General features: G+C 69.1%; 16 protein-coding genes and 2 pseudogenes. 6 read left to right on the top strand and 12 right to left on the bottom strand.

Going from position 1 to position 18,287, the window contains the following annotated elements; translation table 11 throughout:
* Positions 1-233 precede the first annotated feature (233 nt).
* Together AB0D18_RS36495 and AB0D18_RS36490 are read left to right on the top strand one after the other, a co-directional pair.
* On the top strand, positions 234-767 hold the full coding sequence (locus AB0D18_RS36495; protein WP_362428945.1) for a GNAT family N-acetyltransferase: 534 nt from the start codon (positions 234-236) through the stop codon (positions 765-767).
* Between the two features lie 224 nt (positions 768-991).
* The gene (locus AB0D18_RS36490) at positions 992-1,216 is read left to right on the top strand and encodes a hypothetical protein (protein ID WP_362428942.1); all 225 of its coding nucleotides are present in this window, start codon (positions 992-994) and stop codon (positions 1,214-1,216) included.
* A gap of 69 nt (positions 1,217-1,285) precedes the next feature.
* Here the strand turns inward: AB0D18_RS36490 and AB0D18_RS36485 are convergent, their stop codons facing one another.
* Positions 1,286-1,591 carry a DUF1330 domain-containing protein gene (locus AB0D18_RS36485; protein ID WP_362428939.1) on the bottom strand — a complete coding sequence of 102 codons (306 nt, stop codon included), beginning with the start codon at positions 1,589-1,591 and terminating at the stop codon, positions 1,286-1,288.
* A gap of 187 nt (positions 1,592-1,778) precedes the next feature.
* Here AB0D18_RS36485 and AB0D18_RS36480 point away from each other — a divergent pair, with 187 nt between their 5' ends.
* Positions 1,779-2,681 carry a LysR family transcriptional regulator gene (locus tag AB0D18_RS36480; RefSeq protein WP_362428936.1) on the top strand — a complete coding sequence of 301 codons (903 nt, stop codon included), beginning with the start codon at positions 1,779-1,781 and terminating at the stop codon, positions 2,679-2,681.
* 274 nt (positions 2,682-2,955) lie between these two features.
* Here AB0D18_RS36480 and AB0D18_RS36475 read toward each other — a convergent pair whose 3' ends face one another.
* The 7 genes from AB0D18_RS36475 to AB0D18_RS36445 form a co-directional block, all read right to left on the bottom strand.
* Positions 2,956-4,218: a serine hydrolase domain-containing protein gene (locus tag AB0D18_RS36475; RefSeq protein WP_362428933.1), complete on the bottom strand. Its 1,263-nt coding sequence runs from the start codon at positions 4,216-4,218 to the stop codon at positions 2,956-2,958.
* A gap of 691 nt (positions 4,219-4,909) precedes the next feature.
* Positions 4,910-5,317, bottom strand: a complete 408-nt coding sequence (locus AB0D18_RS36470; RefSeq protein ID WP_362428931.1) for a VOC family protein — start codon at positions 5,315-5,317, stop codon at positions 4,910-4,912.
* A 204-nt stretch (positions 5,318-5,521) separates the two neighbouring features.
* Positions 5,522-7,822, bottom strand: coding sequence for an excinuclease ABC subunit UvrA (locus tag AB0D18_RS36465; protein ID WP_362428928.1), 2,301 nt, complete (start codon positions 7,820-7,822; stop codon positions 5,522-5,524).
* A 15-nt stretch (positions 7,823-7,837) separates the two neighbouring features.
* Complete coding sequence (locus AB0D18_RS36460; protein WP_362428925.1) at positions 7,838-8,683, bottom strand: aldo/keto reductase; 846 nt, start codon at positions 8,681-8,683, stop codon at positions 7,838-7,840.
* Positions 8,680-9,627: a Gfo/Idh/MocA family oxidoreductase gene (locus tag AB0D18_RS36455; protein ID WP_362428922.1), complete on the bottom strand. Its 948-nt coding sequence runs from the start codon at positions 9,625-9,627 to the stop codon at positions 8,680-8,682. Before AB0D18_RS36455 ends, AB0D18_RS36460 begins: the two co-directional genes overlap by 4 nt.
* Before the next feature lie 71 nt (positions 9,628-9,698).
* Positions 9,699-10,526, bottom strand: coding sequence for a VOC family protein (locus AB0D18_RS36450; RefSeq protein ID WP_362428919.1), 828 nt, complete (start codon positions 10,524-10,526; stop codon positions 9,699-9,701).
* A 113-nt stretch (positions 10,527-10,639) separates the two neighbouring features.
* On the bottom strand, positions 10,640-12,142 hold the full coding sequence (locus AB0D18_RS36445; RefSeq protein WP_362428916.1) for an MFS transporter: 1,503 nt from the start codon (positions 12,140-12,142) through the stop codon (positions 10,640-10,642).
* A 62-nt stretch (positions 12,143-12,204) separates the two neighbouring features.
* On the opposite strand from AB0D18_RS36445, the gene AB0D18_RS36440 reads away from it, so the two are divergent.
* From AB0D18_RS36440 to AB0D18_RS36430, 3 genes and pseudogenes are all read left to right on the top strand, one after another.
* Positions 12,205-13,164 (top strand): WYL domain-containing protein, encoded by a 960-nt coding sequence (locus AB0D18_RS36440; RefSeq protein ID WP_362428913.1) that lies wholly within the window; start codon positions 12,205-12,207, stop codon positions 13,162-13,164.
* 1,557 nt (positions 13,165-14,721) lie between these two features.
* A pseudogene (locus AB0D18_RS36435) lies at positions 14,722-15,146 on the top strand (transposase); the annotation flags it as partial.
* Positions 15,147-15,502: 356 nt separating this feature from the next.
* Positions 15,503-15,892, top strand: coding sequence for a hypothetical protein (locus tag AB0D18_RS36430; RefSeq protein WP_362428910.1), 390 nt, complete (start codon positions 15,503-15,505; stop codon positions 15,890-15,892).
* Between the two features lie 114 nt (positions 15,893-16,006).
* Here AB0D18_RS36430 and AB0D18_RS36425 read toward each other — a convergent pair whose 3' ends face one another.
* The 4 genes and pseudogenes from AB0D18_RS36425 to ispG form a co-directional block, all read right to left on the bottom strand.
* A complete protein-coding gene (locus AB0D18_RS36425; RefSeq protein WP_362428908.1) occupies positions 16,007-16,207 on the bottom strand; it encodes a hypothetical protein in 201 nt (66 codons plus the stop codon).
* 37 nt (positions 16,208-16,244) lie between these two features.
* Positions 16,245-16,430 (bottom strand): hypothetical protein, encoded by a 186-nt coding sequence (locus AB0D18_RS36420; protein WP_362429061.1) that lies wholly within the window; start codon positions 16,428-16,430, stop codon positions 16,245-16,247.
* A 26-nt stretch (positions 16,431-16,456) separates the two neighbouring features.
* Positions 16,457-16,783: pseudogene (locus tag AB0D18_RS36415) on the bottom strand (maleylpyruvate isomerase N-terminal domain-containing protein); the annotation flags it as partial.
* Positions 16,784-17,059: 276 nt separating this feature from the next.
* Complete coding sequence (gene ispG, locus AB0D18_RS36410) at positions 17,060-18,217, bottom strand: flavodoxin-dependent (E)-4-hydroxy-3-methylbut-2-enyl-diphosphate synthase (RefSeq protein WP_362428905.1); 1,158 nt, start codon at positions 18,215-18,217, stop codon at positions 17,060-17,062.
* Positions 18,218-18,287 lie beyond the last annotated feature (70 nt).

Raw genomic sequence — 18,287 nt, 5'->3', positions numbered from 1 at the left:
GCTTCGAGATCAATCATCGGAGGAACATAGCAGCGGCCGGAGTACCGGTGCGGCAAGCGGCGATCACAACAAGACGGATCAGCACGGCAGTTGACGGAGCGTCATGCAGTCGGGGCGCGTCCATGAAGAAGTACGCGGGTGGGTAGCGATCATCGCTGCCTATTGAGGGTCCACGATCGGCAGGACCTACCGCGCAGCACCACAGCGCATTCGCCCGTGAGACGGTTGCTGTCATGACAATTGACGTGCCGGGCAGCGAGGTTGTACTCGAGACGAGTCGCCTCCTGCTCAGGCCTTGGCGGGTAGCCGAGGCTGTCGTCCAGCGTGAACTGTGGACCGAACGTGATCCACGAGTGCCGCCGCACCGCCGAATCGACGCGGATGGACACCCCACGGTCGCGGAGCTCGAGGATTCGATCCGCACCACCCACCTGTGGTCGACCGGGTTGCTGGCGATCGAGCGGAAGGCCTCTCGTGACGTCATCGGCTACTGCGGCCTGGTCGACAGCGGGCGAGAAACGGCAGGGGGGCCGGAATTGGCATTCGAGCTGCTACGCCGAGTTTGGCATCAGGGGTACGCGACCGAGGCCTCGTCGGCTGTTCTGGAGTGGGCGAGATCATCTGGGTACGAACGTCTGTGGGCCACGGTCTGGGACTGGAACACCGCTTCGCGCCGTGTGCTGGCCAAGGTCGGGTTCACCGAGACCGAGCGGAAGGAAGTGGACGCGGTGCACGGGACCACCCTGTTCACCACGATTCGGCTCTGACGCACCGGTGTTTGGGCTTGCGGACGGCTCCGTGGAGTGCTGACGGGCGGCCGGTGTCCCCGTACCGTCGGCAGAAGCAGAGGCGGAAGCGGATGCGGCACGCGCTCGTTGCCTGGGCGCTGGGGACGGAAACATCACGGTGGCCGGCGGGCCGTTCTTACGGGTTTCGCTGAGTCCGGTGGTCGGATCGCGGTCGGTTGAAGCGGACCTGCCTCCGATTCCGCATGAACCCGCAACAGGACCCGGCCACCTTGGCGGAGGAACCGTCGTCCCGGCACGGGACGTACGCCTTCTCCCTCGCAGACTATGAACGCCCGGGACCTTGGCCGCTGCGCGAAGACCGCTTCGACGCCACTGGCCGCACCGCACACTACGAGTACGGCCCTCACCGGCTCCCCACCCTGGCCGCCTTCACCGTGCATGGGCGCACCGGACCGCAGGTCGAGTGATCGTGAGTCGTCGTTCAGCACCGTGTGCGTGTCAGGTGACGGGTGCTCAGCGATGGCTGGGCCCGCCGGTCAGTCGATGCCGTCGATGATGCGGAAGTCGCGCTCGAAGCCGTCGGGGAGGGCCGCCAGCGCCTTCTGGTACGCCTCGCTCTCGTATGCCGCGACGGCCTGTTCGAAGCTGTCGAACTCGACCAGAACGACGCGTTGCGTGATTCCGGCCTCGTGGGCGACAACTCGACCGCCGCGGGACGGGATCCGGGACAGGACGCGCCCGCCCCCAGCCTGGACGGCCGGACCGGCCAGTTTGTCGTAGGCAGTCAGCGTCTCAGGGCCGGAAACGGCGGGGTAGACACTGACCCAGTAGCCCTTGGCCATGGAAACCTCCTGTGTGGGGCCGGACACGTCCGACTTCGAATTGACATGCAGATCGACCGATCCCGGCGGGGGTACTGCGGTCAGTTGGATCGACGTATGCGCAGGTTAGGGCTTGATGTGCGGTCGAGGGAAAGACCGGTACGGCATAGACTCAGAACGGATTGTTATCAATCGGCAGGGAGGGCACGTGGCGCCGGATACGGTGAGCCTGCGGTACTTCCTGGTGCTGGCGCAGGAGTTGAACTTCACCCGCGCCGCCGCACGGATCGGTATCGCACAGCCCGCACTCAGCGCCCGGATGCGCCGATTGGAAGCGGAACTCGGTACGGCCCTGCTGGTCCGCAGCACGCGTAGCGTCGTATTGACCACGGCCGGTGCGACTTTGGCGGAGTCCGCGCCGCCCGCGCTGGCGGCGTTGGACCGGGCATGGGACACCGCCCGGAGCGCGGCGGCCGGTGAACTGGGCACGCTGCGCATCGGATACAGCCTCAGCACCGGCGCCGAGACGGCACCGGCCCTGGTGGACAGGCTGATGCGCGGCAACAGCGGACTCGAGGTCGGCGCGGTCCCGATGGCGACACCGGAGATCTCCCCCGCGGTCGCCGACGGCCGCATCGATGCCGGGATCACCCGCGGTGAACAGCCGGGCCGTGGCGTGCGCCGGTTCCTGCTGCGGCGTGCGCGCGTCGGGGTCCAGCTGGCGCAGCACCATCCGCTGGCCGAACACCCGGAGATCGAGATCGCCGACGCGGCCGCGTATCCGCTGCGGCTCCCGGACCGTGCGGCCAACCCCGTGATCCACGATCAGCTGTCCGCACTGTTCCGAGACGCCCGACCACACCCCCGATTCCACACGCCCGCAGTCTCTTTCGACATGTCTCAGCGCGACCTGCGCGACGGGGTCACCCTCGCCCCGGCCGGAGAAGCCGCGGCCACGGTACAACCGGCCGGTCTCACCTGGCGACCGCTGCGGGGCGCGCCCAGCCTGACGATCCACCTGGTCCTGCCACGCGAGCAGTCGCCGCTGCACCACCGCATCCGTGCCGTCGCCAAAACCCTGGCGCACGAGCTGCACTGGCTGCCGGACTGACGCGCAAGAGGTCAAGCGAGACGAACGCCTGCGGTGGCGAGGCCGAAGACCTTGCGCCCGGCGGACTTCGCGGTGATGACGACGGCGGGCTTGCTGAACGTCCGACACGGCCTCGCTAGGCCGGCGGATCAGCAAGACCGCCGTCAACGGCGTCCATGACGTCGGTCAATGCTTGACGCCAACCACTGTTCCCTTGCTCCCCGCCATCCCTTGCGATGCAGATGCACGAGCGCGCCGTCGGCCCCGCCTTCTGTCCTCCGCGACCTCAACCGCGTCAGCGGCGCTCGGGCAGGTCGGCCTCCGCCGGGAGGGTGGAGAGCGCGCGTGACGCCTTGGTCGACGGCGCCGCCGACGCGGGCTTCGTCCCGCAGAAGGCTGCCTCCAGCGTCCCGCCGAGCGCCGTGTTCGCCGCGCCCCGGTTCGAGGTGTTCGCCATGGCGGAGAGCGCGCGCCGGCCGTCACGGGTGGCGAAGGCGTACGTGTAGAAGCCCTGCACGGTGCCGGTGTGCCCGTACACCTGAGTACCGCAGGACAGGTCGTAGCGGCGCAGCCCGAGCCCGTAGAAGCGGGTCTGGGTGGCGTCCGTCGGGGTGACCGTGGTCATGGCGTCCAGCATCCGGGGCGAGAGCAACCTGCCCCGCATCAGCGCGGTCGTGAAGGTGTTCAGGTCGGCCGGGTCGGAGATGACCGCGCCCGCCGAGCGGGCCCAGGAAACGGTCTGCTCCGTGGAGTCGACGAGCGGCGCCCCCTCCTCGTCGGGGTGGAGATAACCCCGGACGTGGGTGCCCTTGATGCGGGTGTCCGGGTGGACGTAGGAGGTGTGGCGCAGCTTCAGTGGCTTGAAGATGCGCTGCTCGTACTGCTTGTCGACCGGGGTTCCCGTGGCCTTCTCGATGAGCATGCCCACGACGACGAAGTTGGCATTGGAGTACTTGTAGGCCGCGCCGGGTTCGGTGGTGCGCGGGAGAGCCAGCGAGAGGTCGACCAGCTCCTGGTAGGTGAAGACGCGGTTGCGTACGGCTTCGAAGCCGGGCACGGTCTTGGCGAACATGGCGTCGGTGTAGTCGGCCAGGCCGCTGCGGTGGGTGAGCAGGTGACGGACCGTGATGCGGTCGTCGGGCAGCAGTCCGGGGAGGTAGCGGTTGACCGGTGCGTCGAGCTCCAGTCTTCTCTCGTCGACCAGTTGGAGCAGTACGACGCTGGAGAAGGTCTTGCTGACGCTGCCGATGCGGAAGCGTGCCCGGGTGTCCATGGCTTCGCCGGAGACGCGGTCGCGGACGCCGACGGTGCGCGTCCGGACGCCGTCAGGTCCGGTGAAGCGGACCATCGCGCCCGGAGCGCCGTTGGCCATGGCGGCGTTCAGGGCCTTGGTCACACCATCCATGTCGGGAGCGGGGGCGGTGGGGGCGGTGGGGGTCGTGGGGTTCGTGGGGACTGCCGGTGCCGCGGAGGCCGCGGTGGCGGGGGCAAGACCGCCGGCGAGGGCGGCGATCAGGGTGGCGCTCAGGGCCAGACGTCGGTGCGTCGACAGGGGCACGTGGCTTCCTCGTTCTCGTACTTGTACTCGTCGGAAACACGGCACACCTGTGGGGTGTGCCGTGGGGCCCGGGAGAGCTGTCACTGCGCGCGTCCCGGATCCGCGTGGAGCAAGAGTGCCAACGCGTCACGTCGGTTCCTGTTACGGGCGCCGACAAACCGTCCGACGGGGCGTCAGGACCGTTGCGTGGTCCGTCGGCGGAGCTTCGCCGGATTTCGGAAGCGGTCAGCCTGGCTGCCCTGCTGCTTCCCGGGTATCGCACGCGCCGCGCGGCGGCACTCACACTCGGCATCCCCCGAACCTCCCTCAACGGGCGTCCGAAGAAGCTGGAGACGGCCGCGGGCTTCGAGATCTTCAACCACCGCAAACGGCCGGTCGCCCCGACGGCACGCGGCCAGGCCCTGTTCGACGAAGCGCAGCTACTGCTACAGCGTCTCGACCACGACCGATCACAACCGCCGGGCCGGATCGCCCAGGCCGGGCCTGATCACACTCCTGGCACCCTCGGCCCGAAGCCGGCCGCCGCACCACAGACGACGATCGCCGGTCACCCAAAGACGTCTGGTTTCCGCAGTTTCGCGCAGCACTTCCGCATAATCACTGAGCACCGTTCGAGCGTTTCGGCGTGCTCATGGCCAGTAGCGACTCAGCAGCCGCCTGGGGGCCTGCCCCTGTGCGGAGAGGCGGTGATTCAGGCGTACTTGCCGAGGTCGCTGGTTTCGAGGGCGGCTTTGTCGTTGAAGCCGATGACGTAGCCGTCGGGGTCGCGGAAGTAGAACTCGCGCTGTCCGTTGTGGTCGGTGGTGAGGGGTTTGATGATGTCGGCGTGCTGGGCGACGTGCTCGTAGGCAGCTTCGAGGTTGTCGACGGGGAGGTAGAACATTCCGGCGAAGCCGATGGGAGTGTCGGCGAGTACGGGCAGCCAGTTCTTCAGGTCCGCGTTGAGGTAGAGCATCGCGCAGAACTCGCCCTGGTGGAGAAGCATGTGGATGTCGTCGCCCTCGCGGGCGGTGCTGGAGTCCACGTCGAAGCCGAGGCTGGTGTAGAAGGCGATGCTGGCGGCGGTGTCTTTCACGCTGAGGCAGGGGGCGAAGGGCATGGGTTTGGCTCCATTGTCGTTTCGGTGGGCCCACCACCGCCCGGGCGGACGGTGACTTGGCTGTTGGCGGTGTGTCTTCAGCCTGCGTGTGCGCCGGGCGGCGTGCAGCGCGGGCTGGGCCGGTCGGAGAGACGGATCGGCGTCCGTCCGGGGGTTCCGGCACGGGCTGGTCTGTCGGCGGCGTCCGGACGGGCAGGTGGCGGGTCAGGGGGCAAGGTCGTGGCGCAGGGCTTGTGCGGTGGGTGAGGTGGGGTGGTCGAGGAGGTCGGCGGGGGTGCCGGTGAAGAGGATCTGTCCGCCGTGGCGGCCTCCGTCGGGGCCGAGATCGATGATCCAGTCGGCTTGTTTGACGAGGTCGAGGTTGTGCTCGATGACCAGGACGGTGTTGCCGTCGTCGACGAGCCGGTCCAGGAGGTGCTGGAGGGTTTTGATGTCGGCCATGTGCAGGCCGGTGGTGGGTTCGTCCAGGACGTAGATGCCGCTGTGGCTGCCGAGGTGGGAGGCGAGTTTGAGGCGCTGGCGTTCTCCGCCGGACAGGGTCGACAGCGGCTGGCCGAGGGTGAGGTAGCCGAGGCCGACGTCGGTGAGGGGGCTCAGGGCGGTGTGGATCTTCTTCTCGTCGGGTTGGGTGAAGAAGCGAGCGGCGTCGTCGGCGGTCAGGTTCAGGAGGTCGACGACGGTGTGACCACGCAGGCGGTGAGAGAGGGCTTGGGGGCTGTAGCGGCGGCCCTGGCAGGTTTCGCAGACGGTGGTGACGGGGTCGGCGAAGGCCATGTCGGCGGTGAGGGTGCCTTTGCCGTGACAGGTGAGGCAGGCGCCGGTGGAGTTGAAGCTGAAGAGGCCGGGGGCGGTGCCGCTCGCCTGGGCGAAGAGGGTACGGACGGTGTCCATGATGCCGAGCCAGGTGGCCGGGGTGGAGCGTGAGGACCCGGTGAGGGCGCCCTGGCCGATGTGGACGGCGCCGGGGTGCTGGGTGGTGAACACCCGTGAGATCAGGGTGGACTTGCCGGATCCTGCGACGCCGGTGACGGCGGTCAGGACGCCGGTGGGGATCTCCACGCTGACGTTTTTCAGGTTGTGCAGGCTGGCGTTCTTCACCTTCAGCTGTCCTGTGGGCCTGCGTACCTCCGTCTTGAGGGGGACGGTGGTGGTCAGGTGGCGTCCGGTAAGGGTGTCGGCCTTGCGGAGCTGGGCGAGGGTGCCTTCGAAGACGACGTGGCCGCCATGGGTGCCCGCGCCGGGCCCCATGTCGATGACGTGGTCGGCGGTGGTGATGACGTCGCGGTCGTGCTCGACGATGAGCAGGGTGTTGCCCTGGTCGCAGAGCTGTGCGAGGAGGCGGTTGACGCGGTGCACGTCGCGGGGGTGCAGGCCGGTGGAGGGTTCGTCGAAGATGTAGGTCATGCCGGTGAGGCTGGAGCCCAGGTTGCGGACGTTTTTCAGGCGCTGCCCCTCCCCTCCCGAGAGGGTGCCGGTCTCGCGGCCCAGGTGAAGGTAGCCGAGCCCGATGCCGTCGATGCGCCGCAGTCCTTCCATCGCTGCCCGTGCGAGCGGGGTGCCCAGCGGGTGCTCGACGGCGTCCAGGACGCCGAGGAGGTCGGTGATCTCCATGTTCATGTGGTCGGCGATGCCCAGGCCGTCGATGCGCGTCGCCAGGGCTGCCTGGTTGAGGCGGGCGCCCTCGCAGTCGGGGCAGAGGCCGTCGGTGGTGAATGCCTCGACCGCGTCGCGGGTCCGTTTGGACAGCGTGGACAGGTCGCGCTTCAGGTAGAGGCGGGTGAACCGGTCGACGAGTCCTTCGTAGGTGACGTTCTGGGTTCCCTTGCGGGTGGCCAGCTCGAACTTCACCTCGCCCTCCGGGCTGCCGTGCAGGAGGGTCGCCCACTCCTTCTTCGTGTACGTGGCCAGGGGTTTGTCGTTGTCGAACAGGCCGGAACGCGTGAACAGCGTCCACTGCACCCCGCCGACGTTGTACAGCGGGAAGCGCAGCGCCCCGGTGCTGAGGGACTTGCTGGTGTCGAAGAAGGCGTCGAGGTCGAGCTGGACGGTGCGGCCCAGCCCTTGGCAGGTGGGGCAGGCGCCGGAGGGATCGTTGAAGGAGTACGCGGTGGACATGCCGGCCGAGGGGGTGCCCGCCCGGGAGAACAGCAGCCGGATCAGGGACGCGATGTCGGTCATGGTGCCCACGGTGGAGCGGCTGCCGCCGCCCAGCGGGCGCTGGTCGACGACGACGGCCGCGGACAGGTCGGTGATCGCGTCGGCTTCGGGCTTCTCGTACTTGGGCAGCCGGTTGCGGACGAAGGAGGGGAAGGTCTCGTTCAGCTGCCGCTGGGACTCCACCGCGAGGGTGTCGAAGACCAGGGAGGACTTCCCCGAGCCGGAGACCCCGGTGAACACGGTGACCGCGTTCTTCGGGATGCGTACCGAGACGTCCTGGAGATTGTTCACGCGGGCACGGGTGACGACGATCTCACCGTGCGCCGACGGCTTGCGGGGGCCGGACATGGGGCGGTTCTCCTGTCAGGTGGTACGGGCCCGGCCGCGTCCGCCGGCTGCGGGGCGGGCCGCGGAGCCGGTACGGGCCACCTCGTCGATACGGGCCACCTCGACGCCTGTCAGTTCCAGCGCGGCTGCGGCGAGGTTGTCGCGGATGTGGGCGGGCTGGGCGGAGGACGGCAGGACGGTGATGCGGTGGGCGAGTTGCCAGGCGAGGGTGACCTGGGCCGGGGTGGCGCCCAGGCGTTCGGCGGGTCCGGTCAGTTCCGGGGCGGTGAGGTCGGTGTGGCGCAGCGGGCTGTACCCCTGCATCGCGACCCCGCGCTCCGCGAGGCCCGCGGCCAGCGCCGGGTCGTGCTTCGCGGGGCTGCACGGCACCTGGTTGACCGCGGGAGCCTCGCCGGTGGCGGCGGTGAGGGTGTCGATCAGGTCGAGGCTGTAGTTGCTGACGCCCACCGCCCGCGCCAGTCCCTCCTCGCGCAGGGCGAGCATGCTCGCCCACACGTGGGGCAGCGGGTCCTGTCGGGGCGGGTAGTGCAGCAGCCACAAGTCGACCTGGTCCAGGCCGAGTTCGGTCAGGCTCTTCTCCAGCGCCTGGCGGGCCTTCTTGCCGCTGGCGGGCGTCAGCTTCGTCGTCACGAACACCTCGTCGCGGGCGATGCCGGAGTCCGACAGGGCCCGGCCGACCTCGCGGTGGTTGCCGTACGTGGTGGCGGTGTCGATGTGCCGGTAGCCGAGGCCGAGCGCGGTGGACACCGACGTACGGGCGGTATCCCCTTTCATCCGCCAGGTCCCGAAGCCGACCATCGGCATGGACCCGCTCGGCCGCAGTCCCACCGCGGGGACGGCAGGGGCCTTGCCGCCGTTCACGCGGCGAGCCGGTGGTGGACGTCCAGGGTCAAGCGCAGGGCATCGAGGGCACTGGACGGGGTGATGCGGTTCTCCTCCGTCCGCCCGGCAAGGACGTCCAGTACGTGGCCGATCATCGCCGCGTACGGGCTGGTGTCCGCCAGCTCGACGGGCTTCTCGCCATCGGGGGCGTACGCGGTCAGGGAGCCGGTGCCCGGGCCGCTGAAGTCGGTGCTCATGGAGTGTTCCAGAACGGCGCCGGTGAAGGTGGCGCGGTAGCCGCCGCGCATCCCGTACGGCTTCGGCATCAGCGAGGAGGAGGAACACCGTGCGGTGGCCCCGGGGTATCCGAGGACGACGTCGACGGCCGAGCCGCGCCCGTCGGGCCCTTCGGTGCTGGTGACGTGGAGGGTTGCGGGGGCGCCCAGCAGGCTGGTGACCAGGTCGAAGTCTGCGTGCATCATGTCCATCGCGAGCGTGTCCAGGCCGAGGTGGTAGCCCTCCCACAGCAGGGCGGTGCGCCCTTCGACCTCCAGGTGCTTGAGCTGCCCGTACCGCCCGTCGGACACCGCGTCGCGCAGGTGCTCGTTGGCGGCGCTGAAGCGGGAGAACATGTCGACGAACACCCGCCGCCCGGTGGCCCGGGCGGTGTCGATGACGCGCTGGGCGTCTTCCAGGGTGGTGGCCAGCGGGAGTTCGACCAGGACGTCCTTGCCCGCTTCCATGGCACGTACCGCCACACCGGCGTGCAACGGGGTGGGCAGGCACACGTCCACCAGGTCCACCGACGGATCGGTGATCAGGGCATCCAGGTCGGTGGTGGTGGCGAACCCGAACTGCTCCTGCACGTTCTTCAGCTTTTCGGGGGTGCGGCCGAAGACGATGACCTCGTCGACGTCGGAACGTTGGGCGTAGACGGCGGCGTGGGCCTGTCCGAAGCCGGTACCGAGCAGGGCGATCTTCATGGGTCAGCTCCTCAAAGTGTTGTGCGGGAAGAGGGGGCGGCCCCGGGGCCGCCCCCGTCGAGTGGGGAAGGTCAGGCGCCCTGGAGGTGGGCGGGCGGGGTGAAGAGGCCGAAGCGGTTGCCGTGCGGGTCGGTGAGGCGGGCGAAGACCAGGCCGTCGGGGTTGGACGCGGGGCCCTGCTCGATGCGTGCGCCGCTGTCCACGGCTGCGGTGGTGGTGGCGGGCACGTCCGTGACGAGGAGGCAGGGCATGGCGTAGTCCGCCCCGCCGTCCGCTCCGCTGTGGTCGTAGAGGCCGCCGGCGGGCCAGTCGCCGCCGGTGAAGATGCTGTAGTACGGCCGACCGGCCGCGCTCTCGTCCTTCTCGAAGCGCCAGCCGAACGCCGCTTCGTAGAAGCCGGTGGTGGCCTTGAAGTCGGTGGTGCCGATCTCGAACCAGGCCATCGAACCGGGCTGCGGGGTGAAGGACGCCTGCTGCATGTGCTCCTCGGTCGCCTCCGCCCGCTCGCTGAGATCGGCGGAGGTGGTACGGGAAAACAGGGAGAAGGTGTTGCCCTGCGGGTCGGCGAGGCGGGCGAAGACGGTCACCTCGCCGACCTGGGTGGCCGGGACGAGGACCTTCGCGCCCAGCTCGGCCAGGCGCTCCACGTCAGCGTGGACATCTGCGGACAGGACGCTGAGGTTGATGACCTCGCCGCCGGTGTCACCCTGCTGGATCGCGCCCATCGGCCACGGGGCGCCGGGAGCCATGATGCGGGTGTACGTGCGGCCGTCGACGGAGGAGTCCTCGTCGACCTCGAAGGTCCAGCCCAGCAGGGGGCCGTAGAACTCCTGCACGGCCTTCGGGTCGGCGGTGCCGATCTCGAACCAGACAACGGAACCGGGAGCCATGAAGCTCATCAGAGATTTCCTTTCACGAAGGGCGGGAGTGTGGAGAGGGGGGCGGTGTGTGCGAGCCTGTCGCGGTGCGACGGACCGTGCCCTGCCTGTATGCCGACCGGGTGAGGAGGTGGTCAGGAAGCGTGCGCGGGCTCTCGTTCCTCCGCCACGGCACCGGTGGCGGAGGGTGTGCCGGGGCTGCGGCGTGGCAGCGCGAACAGCAGGACGAACGCGGCAAGGAAGGCCGCGGCGACGTACCAGAGGGAGCCGTTGAACGCCCGGGGCATCGCATGGACCTGCGAGGCCGGATCGCCGGAGCCGAGGTGGCCGAAGAAGATCACCGAGGACAGGGCGACACCGACGGCCTGGCCGAGCTGGGTGGTGGTGTTCGTCAGCCCGGACGCGGAGCCGGCGTGCTCGTGCGGCACCTCGGAGAGGATCAGGTCGGTCAGCGGGGCGATGATCAGCCCCATGCCCAGGCCCATCGGCACCAGCGGCAGCATCGTCTGCCACAGGGCGATGTCCGCCCCGTAGTGGTGGGCCAGCAGGCCGAAGCCCGCCATCCCCGCGGCGGCCAGCAGCGCACCGCCCTGCAGAACGACCCGCCCGAAGCGGGGCACCAGCACCTGCATGGACAAACCGGCACCGGCCATCATCGCCGCCGACAGCGGCATCCCCGACAGGCCGGCCTTCAGCGGCGACCAGCCAAGTCCAATCTGCAGATACAGCGTCCATGCCAGGAAGAACACACCCGAGGCCAGCCCGAACAGCAGCTGCACACCCTGCCCTCCGGCGAAGCTGCGCCGCTCGAACAGCGAGAGCACCACGAGCGGTGAGCCGCCGCGGGCCAGCAGGCGCCGCTCCCAGGCGACGAACAGACCGAGTACGGGCAGCGAACCGATCATCGACAGGTAGGTCCAGGCGGGCCAGCCCAGCTCGCGGCCCTGCGTCAGCGGCAGGACCAGCATCAGCAGGCCGGCCGTCGCCAGCACCACACCGGTGACGTCGAGCTTTTCGGCCTTGTCCGCCTTCGACTCTCGGATCAGCCATGCGCCGGCGAGCAGCCCGGCGACGCCGAGGGGCAGGTTGACCAGGAAGATCGGCCGCCAGGCCAGGTCGAAGAGGTTCCACTCCACCAGCAGCGCCCCCACCAGAGGGCCGGCGAGGGTGCCCAGTGCCATCACGGAGCCGTAGATACCGAAGACCTTGCCCCGCTCGTTCTTCGGGAAGGTGACGTGGATGATCGACAGCACCTGCGGCACCATCAGCGCGGCCATCGCACCCTGCGCTATCCGCCCCGCCAGCAGCAGCTCCGGGTTCCCCGCGATCCCGCACACCAGCGAGGTCACGGTGAACCCGGCCACGCCCACCAGGAAGACGCGCTTGCGGCCGAAGAGGTCGCCGAGCCGCCCGCCGGTGATCAGGCCGAGTGCGAACGCCAGCGCGTACCCGCCGGTGATCCACTGGATCTGCGCCGTCGACGCCCCGGTCTCGGCCTGGATGTCAGGGATCGCGATGTGCACCACGGTCACATCGACTGCGTCCATGAACGCGGCGACCAGCACGACGGCCAGGGCCGCCCACCGGCGCGGATCCACCGCCGCCGTAGGGGAATGAGGGGTTTTGTTCTCAGGCATGCCTCCACGCTAGGTCCCTTTTAGGACACCTCGCGTCCTTAGAGTCAGGCACAGTGGAAGACATGACGACTGACATGCCCGCCCGGATGCTGCGCCTGCTCTCCTTGCTGCAGACCCGCCGCGAATGGTCGGGCACCGAACTCGCCGACCGGCTGAGCGTCACCGGCCGCACCGTCCGCCGCGACATCGACCGGCTGCGCGACCTCGGCTACCCCGTCGAAGGCACCACCGGCCACGCCGGCGGCTACCGCCTCGCCTCCGGCGCCGACATGCCGCCCCTCCTCCTGGACGACGACGAAGCCGTCGCCCTCGCCGTCGCCCTGCGCACCGCCGCGGGCGGCCTCACCGGCATGGAGGAAACCTCCCTGCGCGCCCTCGCCAAACTCGAACAGGTCCTGCCCCAGCGCCTGCGCGGCCAGGTCACCGCCCTCCAGGAATCCACCGCCACCATCACCTGGGAGGCCCGGGGCCCCCGCGTCGAACCCGCCATCCTGACCGTCCTCGCCGCGGCTTGCCGGGACCACGAGATCGTCACCTTCGACTACCTGACCCGCACCGGCGACCGGGCCCCGCGCCGCGTCGAACCGGCTCACCTTGTTGCCTCCGGCGGCCTGTGGTACCTCCTGGCCCACGACACCGCCAAGGACGACTGGCGCATCTACCGCCTCGACCGCGTCACCCACCCCACCCCCACCGGACGCCGCGTCCCACCCCGCACCACACCCGGCGGCGACCCCGCCGCCTACGTCACCTCAAAGATCGCCACCGCGCCCACCCGCTACCGCGCCGTCGCCACCGTCCACGCACCCGCCGAAACAGTCCGCGCCCGCACCTGGGCCCTCGCCGACCGCATCCGCCCCCTGGACGACAACACCTGCACCCTCGACGCCTCCGCCGACACCCTCCCCCGCATCGCCCAGATCCTCACCGCCCTCGACTGCGACTACACCCTCGACGCCGACACCCCCGTCCTCGACCACCTCCGCACCACCGCAGATCGCGCACTGCGCGCCACCCAGTGACCTTTACAGTTCACCGCCTCAGCCCACTCCGACATCAACATCATCTGGGACCCGCACGTCACACCCGCGGCCTTGAATCCATAGGCGTCGCCGCGTTTGCGCTGCGGAAGAAGGCCCGGAGGCGATGACAAGGGCTCCCGAAACAGGCACCGAAAAGACCCTCCGGGCGGCGAACGACAGAGGCTAATCGGGCAGCGATGAAATCCCCGCACGCCGCGAAGGCGGGGGCAACATATCCGACGATCGCCGGTTTGGGTAACCGCGAATCGTAGTGACTATTGAGGCTCCCCTCGCCCCGATCCCTCTACGGAGACCATGACCACCCCCGCCTTCTTGAAACCCGACGAACCTCGGCGCCCAAGCCCGCTACCGAAAGTGGCCACCACGCGAACCGCACCAGGGCATTCTGCTCGCGAGCAGCCACCACGAGCACTGCTCACTGGACGCGGAATTCGGTGTTTGGGCAGGCACCTCGACACTCTGGTAGCCCTGCGTAACACCCGTAGATTAAGAACAAGCTCAGAGCTTGTTCCAGAACCTCCGGATCCAAGGTGGGACGTTGGCCAGGGGTGCTACGGATCTCGCTCCGGGGTCAAGCTCAGCAAGAAGGCCATGGAGGGCCTATGGTGAGCGCGGCCGGGCTCGCGCCGTGAGGCGTCAGCACACCTCATGGGGCCCAACGCCCCGTTGGGCCCCATGAGGTGAAACCGCCGGGTCAGGATCAGGTCAGAGCTTCTTCCAGGATCCGCACGACGAAACCTGACCAAATCTCCAGTTACAAATCCGGGCTTCCTTGACGGGGGTCTCGAACCGATCGGTAACGTTCCCCATTTCCTCGACGTGAATGCTGGTTCTTTCCCCACCAGTTGTCCACACGTCCAGCATTGCTCCCCAGGCGTCGTCGCTGTAGTCGTCGAGACTCGCGTAATTGCCTGACACGTAGGCATAGTCGCATTCGTTCTGGTAGCAGCTGCTCCAGGATGCCGTCAAGCAGGCGAATCTCGGCCGTGTTGCGGACGGAAACAGCATGCCCGTTCCGGATCGAACAGTTCCATCCAAAGGGGGGGCCATGGGCACTCGGAGTTCCTACGGCAGCAGTGAGTCCGCTTTGCTGGGGTGACCGAAATTCCATGAGGGCCGTTGCCCAGCTCAAGTCGGATATGACACGGGCTCTGACGACCAGGGTGGTGCAGCGCAGCCTGTACGAGGGCAGCCCGCTACCGCGCCAGGGGTGAACCAGCCAAGGGTGGAGCGGACCAACCACGGCCCGGCCCGTTCAGTGCGAACGCCCGGCGGGCAGAGCCCGCGAACAGCTGGCGGCGGACGACGCGAGCTGAGGGGTGGCCTCATGAACGACGCGGCAGGTGGCCGGCTGTTGCCGTACGCGCGGGGGCAACGGCTGGGCGGCCGGGAGTTCCAGTGCGATGCGGCCCCGGTGCGCTAGGGGCTGTCGTCAAATGGCGATCTTGAGTGAAGGATCATGGTCGGGTGATACGTCGTCATGAACTGTGCGATGCCGAGTGGGAGTTCGTCCGTCCGTTGCTGCCCGCGTCCTTGCGAGGGCGCAAGCGATTGGACGACCGGAGGGTCCTGAACGGGATCGTGTGTAAGTTCCGTACCGGCACGGCCTGGCGGGACGTGCCCGAGCGGTACGGGTCGTGGGCCACGCTGCACACCCGTTTCTGCCGGTGGGCCAAGGACGGCACCTTCGAACGGATGCTGCGGGCCGCGCAGGCCAAGGCGGACGCGGCCGGAGACATCGACTGGCTGGTGTCGGTCGACTCCACCGTCGTGCGGGCCCACCACACGCGGCCGTGCTAGACGCGATACGGGTACCCCGGACCGGGCCGGGGCGGCCCCGCACCCGGCCCGCCCACCTGCTGGGCGACAAGGGCTACAGCTCCCGTGCGATACGGACCTGGCTGCGCCGCCGGGGCATCGGCCACACCATCCCCGAGCGGGCCGACCAGGTCCGCAACCGGCTCTTCTCCGAGCCCGCTTCCGACGCTCCCGTACCCGCCCAGCCGGGTGGGCGCCGGCTGATGCCGGTCGAGCAGGGCGCCGACTTCCGCCAGCCGCCCGGCGAGACCGCACCCGCACCCGCACCGACGTTCGCTCGCTCCCGGCGGCCTCACTCTCTCAGACCCGGACCGCCATATCTGAGCGCTACCACCACGGGTTACGTCCAGGACTGGCTCACCACCCAGCCCCACCGCCCGGTGTGCCAGCGCCTCCATCTGGACAGTGGTCGTAGTCGGCCCGGCTCCCGTCTCGGATACCGTGTCCTCTTCGGGGTGCCATAACGGATGTGACGCCCCCCACCTGAGGTAGTCAGCGTATGAGTTCAAAGCGCAGCAAGAATCCAGCCCTGCCCGTACTTGACGACGCATTCCGACTCGCGTCGGTCCAGGATGCCGAAGAGTCCACCCGTGACTTGGCCGCGCGGCTGGCCACCACCGAGCTGCGCCGCGTTTCCCACCCGGGCCGGGTCACCTGGGAGCCCACCGATCAGGCCGAGCCCGTACCGGTCCCGCCGACTGTGGTCGACGGTGACGGGGACCTGTGGCTGCGGGACCGGGGCACTGGCACCTGGACCATGCCCGAGTTCAACCCGAAGGAGTTCCCGGCCCGCTGTGGCGAGGTTCTGACGTGGAACCAGCTTGCCCGCGAGTTCGGCCCACTGACCGGACTGGCCGACGACCGCCGCATCGGCGGCGGCCGGCGCTGACCGCGCAGCCTTCGGGGTTGACCGCGCCCCTGAAGCGCCCCTTACGGGTAGCTGGAAGCTCCAGCTACCCGTCGAGCTCGACGATGGCGGCGAGCAGGTGAGCATGGTGGTCGGTCACGATGTCTCCATGTTGCAGCCGGATACGTCGTCGCTGTCCGTGGGGTCGGGGTGGAAGAAGCGGGTGTAGCGGAGTCCGGTCTCCGGAGTGATGTTGAACACCGCGCACAGGTGCTGCGGGTCAGCGCCTGTGACGGCGGCCTCTTCGAGGATACGGTCCTCGCGAAGTTGCTGGGCGGTGCCGTGCGGAAACGTCATCTACGCAGGAGCCAGTGCTCACGAAGCTGCGGGGACCCTACAAAGGTCCTCGCAGCGCCATCCCCATCACCAGCGAGAGGGTCGGTCCCCGGAGCAGGTCGCCCGAGCCGGTGGTGAACGGTCCGTCTGTGGCCTCGATCCGCAAACCCGCGATGGCGGTGTTGCTCGCGACGGTGAAATCGCGGCCGGCGAAGAACCGGGCCACGGCCGTCGTCGTGGCCACCGGGGGTGTCCGCACAAGGCCCAAGGGACGACGGATGTCCTCGCCGTGCACGACCACTTCGCCCAGCCAGGCCGCGGTGGTGTGGCACCACGGTGCTGTGCGAGCCGTCGGTCGTTGTGCAGATCGGGGTCGAACCGCGCGGCCAGCATGCTCAGCAGCCAGCGCCACCTCCCCGTGCCGGCACCTGCCGTCAGATGGGCTACGACCTCCTCCACCGTCCAGCGTTCGCACAGAGACGCTGTCGCCCACTGGGCCTCGCTGAGCCCGGTGAGGTCCTGAGCGAGCGCAGACCGCTCGACGTGGATCGCCCGTTCCAGAGCTTTCCGGTCTTCCGGAACGTGTGGTTCAGCCATGAGGAAGCCTCCAGAGATCGGGTGTCCTCCCTCAGACTCCTGTCGCCGCCCCAACTCATCGTTCGAGCTGACGGATGCGGTGCTGTGCGCGCCCGGTGCGGTGTACGAAGGCCTGAACGCGGCCTGCCGAGGTCCGGTGCGGCGGAGATCGCGGACGACGGGCGCCCCGCGCGCCGGGCACCCCGCGCTGGTGGCCGCCCGGCACGCGCTGGTGGCCGCCCGGCACGCGCTGGTGGCCGCCCGGCACGCGCTGGTGGCCGCCCGTCGCCGGTCTGGTCAGACGACCGCGACCAGCGGGGCGCCCGGTTCGGCCTCGGCCGTGTTCTCGTACGTCTCGGCAATGCGCATTGCCTCCTCGATCAGCGTTTCCACGATCTTCGATTCCGGGACGGTGCGCACCACTTCGCCCTTCACGAAGATCTGCCCCTTGCCGTTGCCGGAGGCCACGCCCAGATCGGCCTCGCGCGCCTCCCCCGGGCCGTTGACGACGCAGCCCATCACGGCGACGCGCAGCGGCACCTCCATCCCGTCGAGGCCGGCGCTGACCTCGGCGGCCAGTTTGTACACGTCCACCTGGGCGCGGCCGCAGGAGGGGCAGGAGACGATGTCCAGTTTGCGGGGGCGCAGGTTGAGTGACTGCAGGATCTGCTGGGCGACCTTGACCTCCTCCACCGGAGGCGCGGACAGCGAGACGCGGATCGTGTCGCCGATGCCCTGGCGCAGCAGTGCCCCGAAGGCGACCGCAGACTTCACGGTGCCCTGGAAGGCGGGGCCCGCTTCGGTCACTCCGAGGTGGAGGGGATAGTCACAGGCCGCGGCCAGCAACTCGTAGGCGCGGATCATGACGACCGGGTCATTGTGCTTGACGGAGATCTTGAGGTCGTGGAAGCCGTGTTCGGCGAAGAGCCCCGCCTCCCACAGCGCCGATTCCACCAGGGCCTCCGGGGTGGCCCTGCCGTACTTGGCCAGCAGCCGGGCGTCCAGCGAACCGGCGTTGACGCCGATCCTGATGGGCGTGCCGTGGTCGCGGGCGGCGTGGGCGATGTCCTTGACCCGGTCGTCGAACTTCTTGATGTTGCCCGGGTTGACCCGGACCGCGGCACACCCCGCCTCGATCGCCGCGAAGACGTAGCGGGGCTGGAAGTGGATGTCCGCGATCACCGGGATCGGCGACTTGGTGGCGATCGCCCGCAGCGCGTCCGCGTCGTCCTGGGAGGGGCACGCCACTCGCACGATGTCGCAGCCGGCCGTCGCCAGTTCGGCGATCTGCTGGAGCGTGGCGTTGACGTCGGAGGTGAGGGTGGTGGTCATGGACTGTACGGAGATCGGGGAGCCGCTTCCCACCCCCGTGCTCCCGACCCGGAGTTGGCGGGTCGGGCGGCGCGGAGCGAGCACCGGGGCGGGCGCCGACGGCATTCCGAGTGAGACCGGCATGGTGTGTCCCTCGCAGTGGTGATGGTCCGGGTGGACCAAGTGGGTCGGATGGGGTGGATGGGGTGGATGG

Origin of the sequence: Streptomyces sp. NPDC048442 (assembly GCF_040651475.1) — a bacterium.
Taxonomy (GTDB): Bacteria; Actinomycetota; Actinomycetes; order Streptomycetales; family Streptomycetaceae; genus Streptomyces.
The sequence above is the reverse complement of the archived record's forward strand: the minus strand, read 5'-3'. Positions and strand labels throughout refer to the sequence as shown.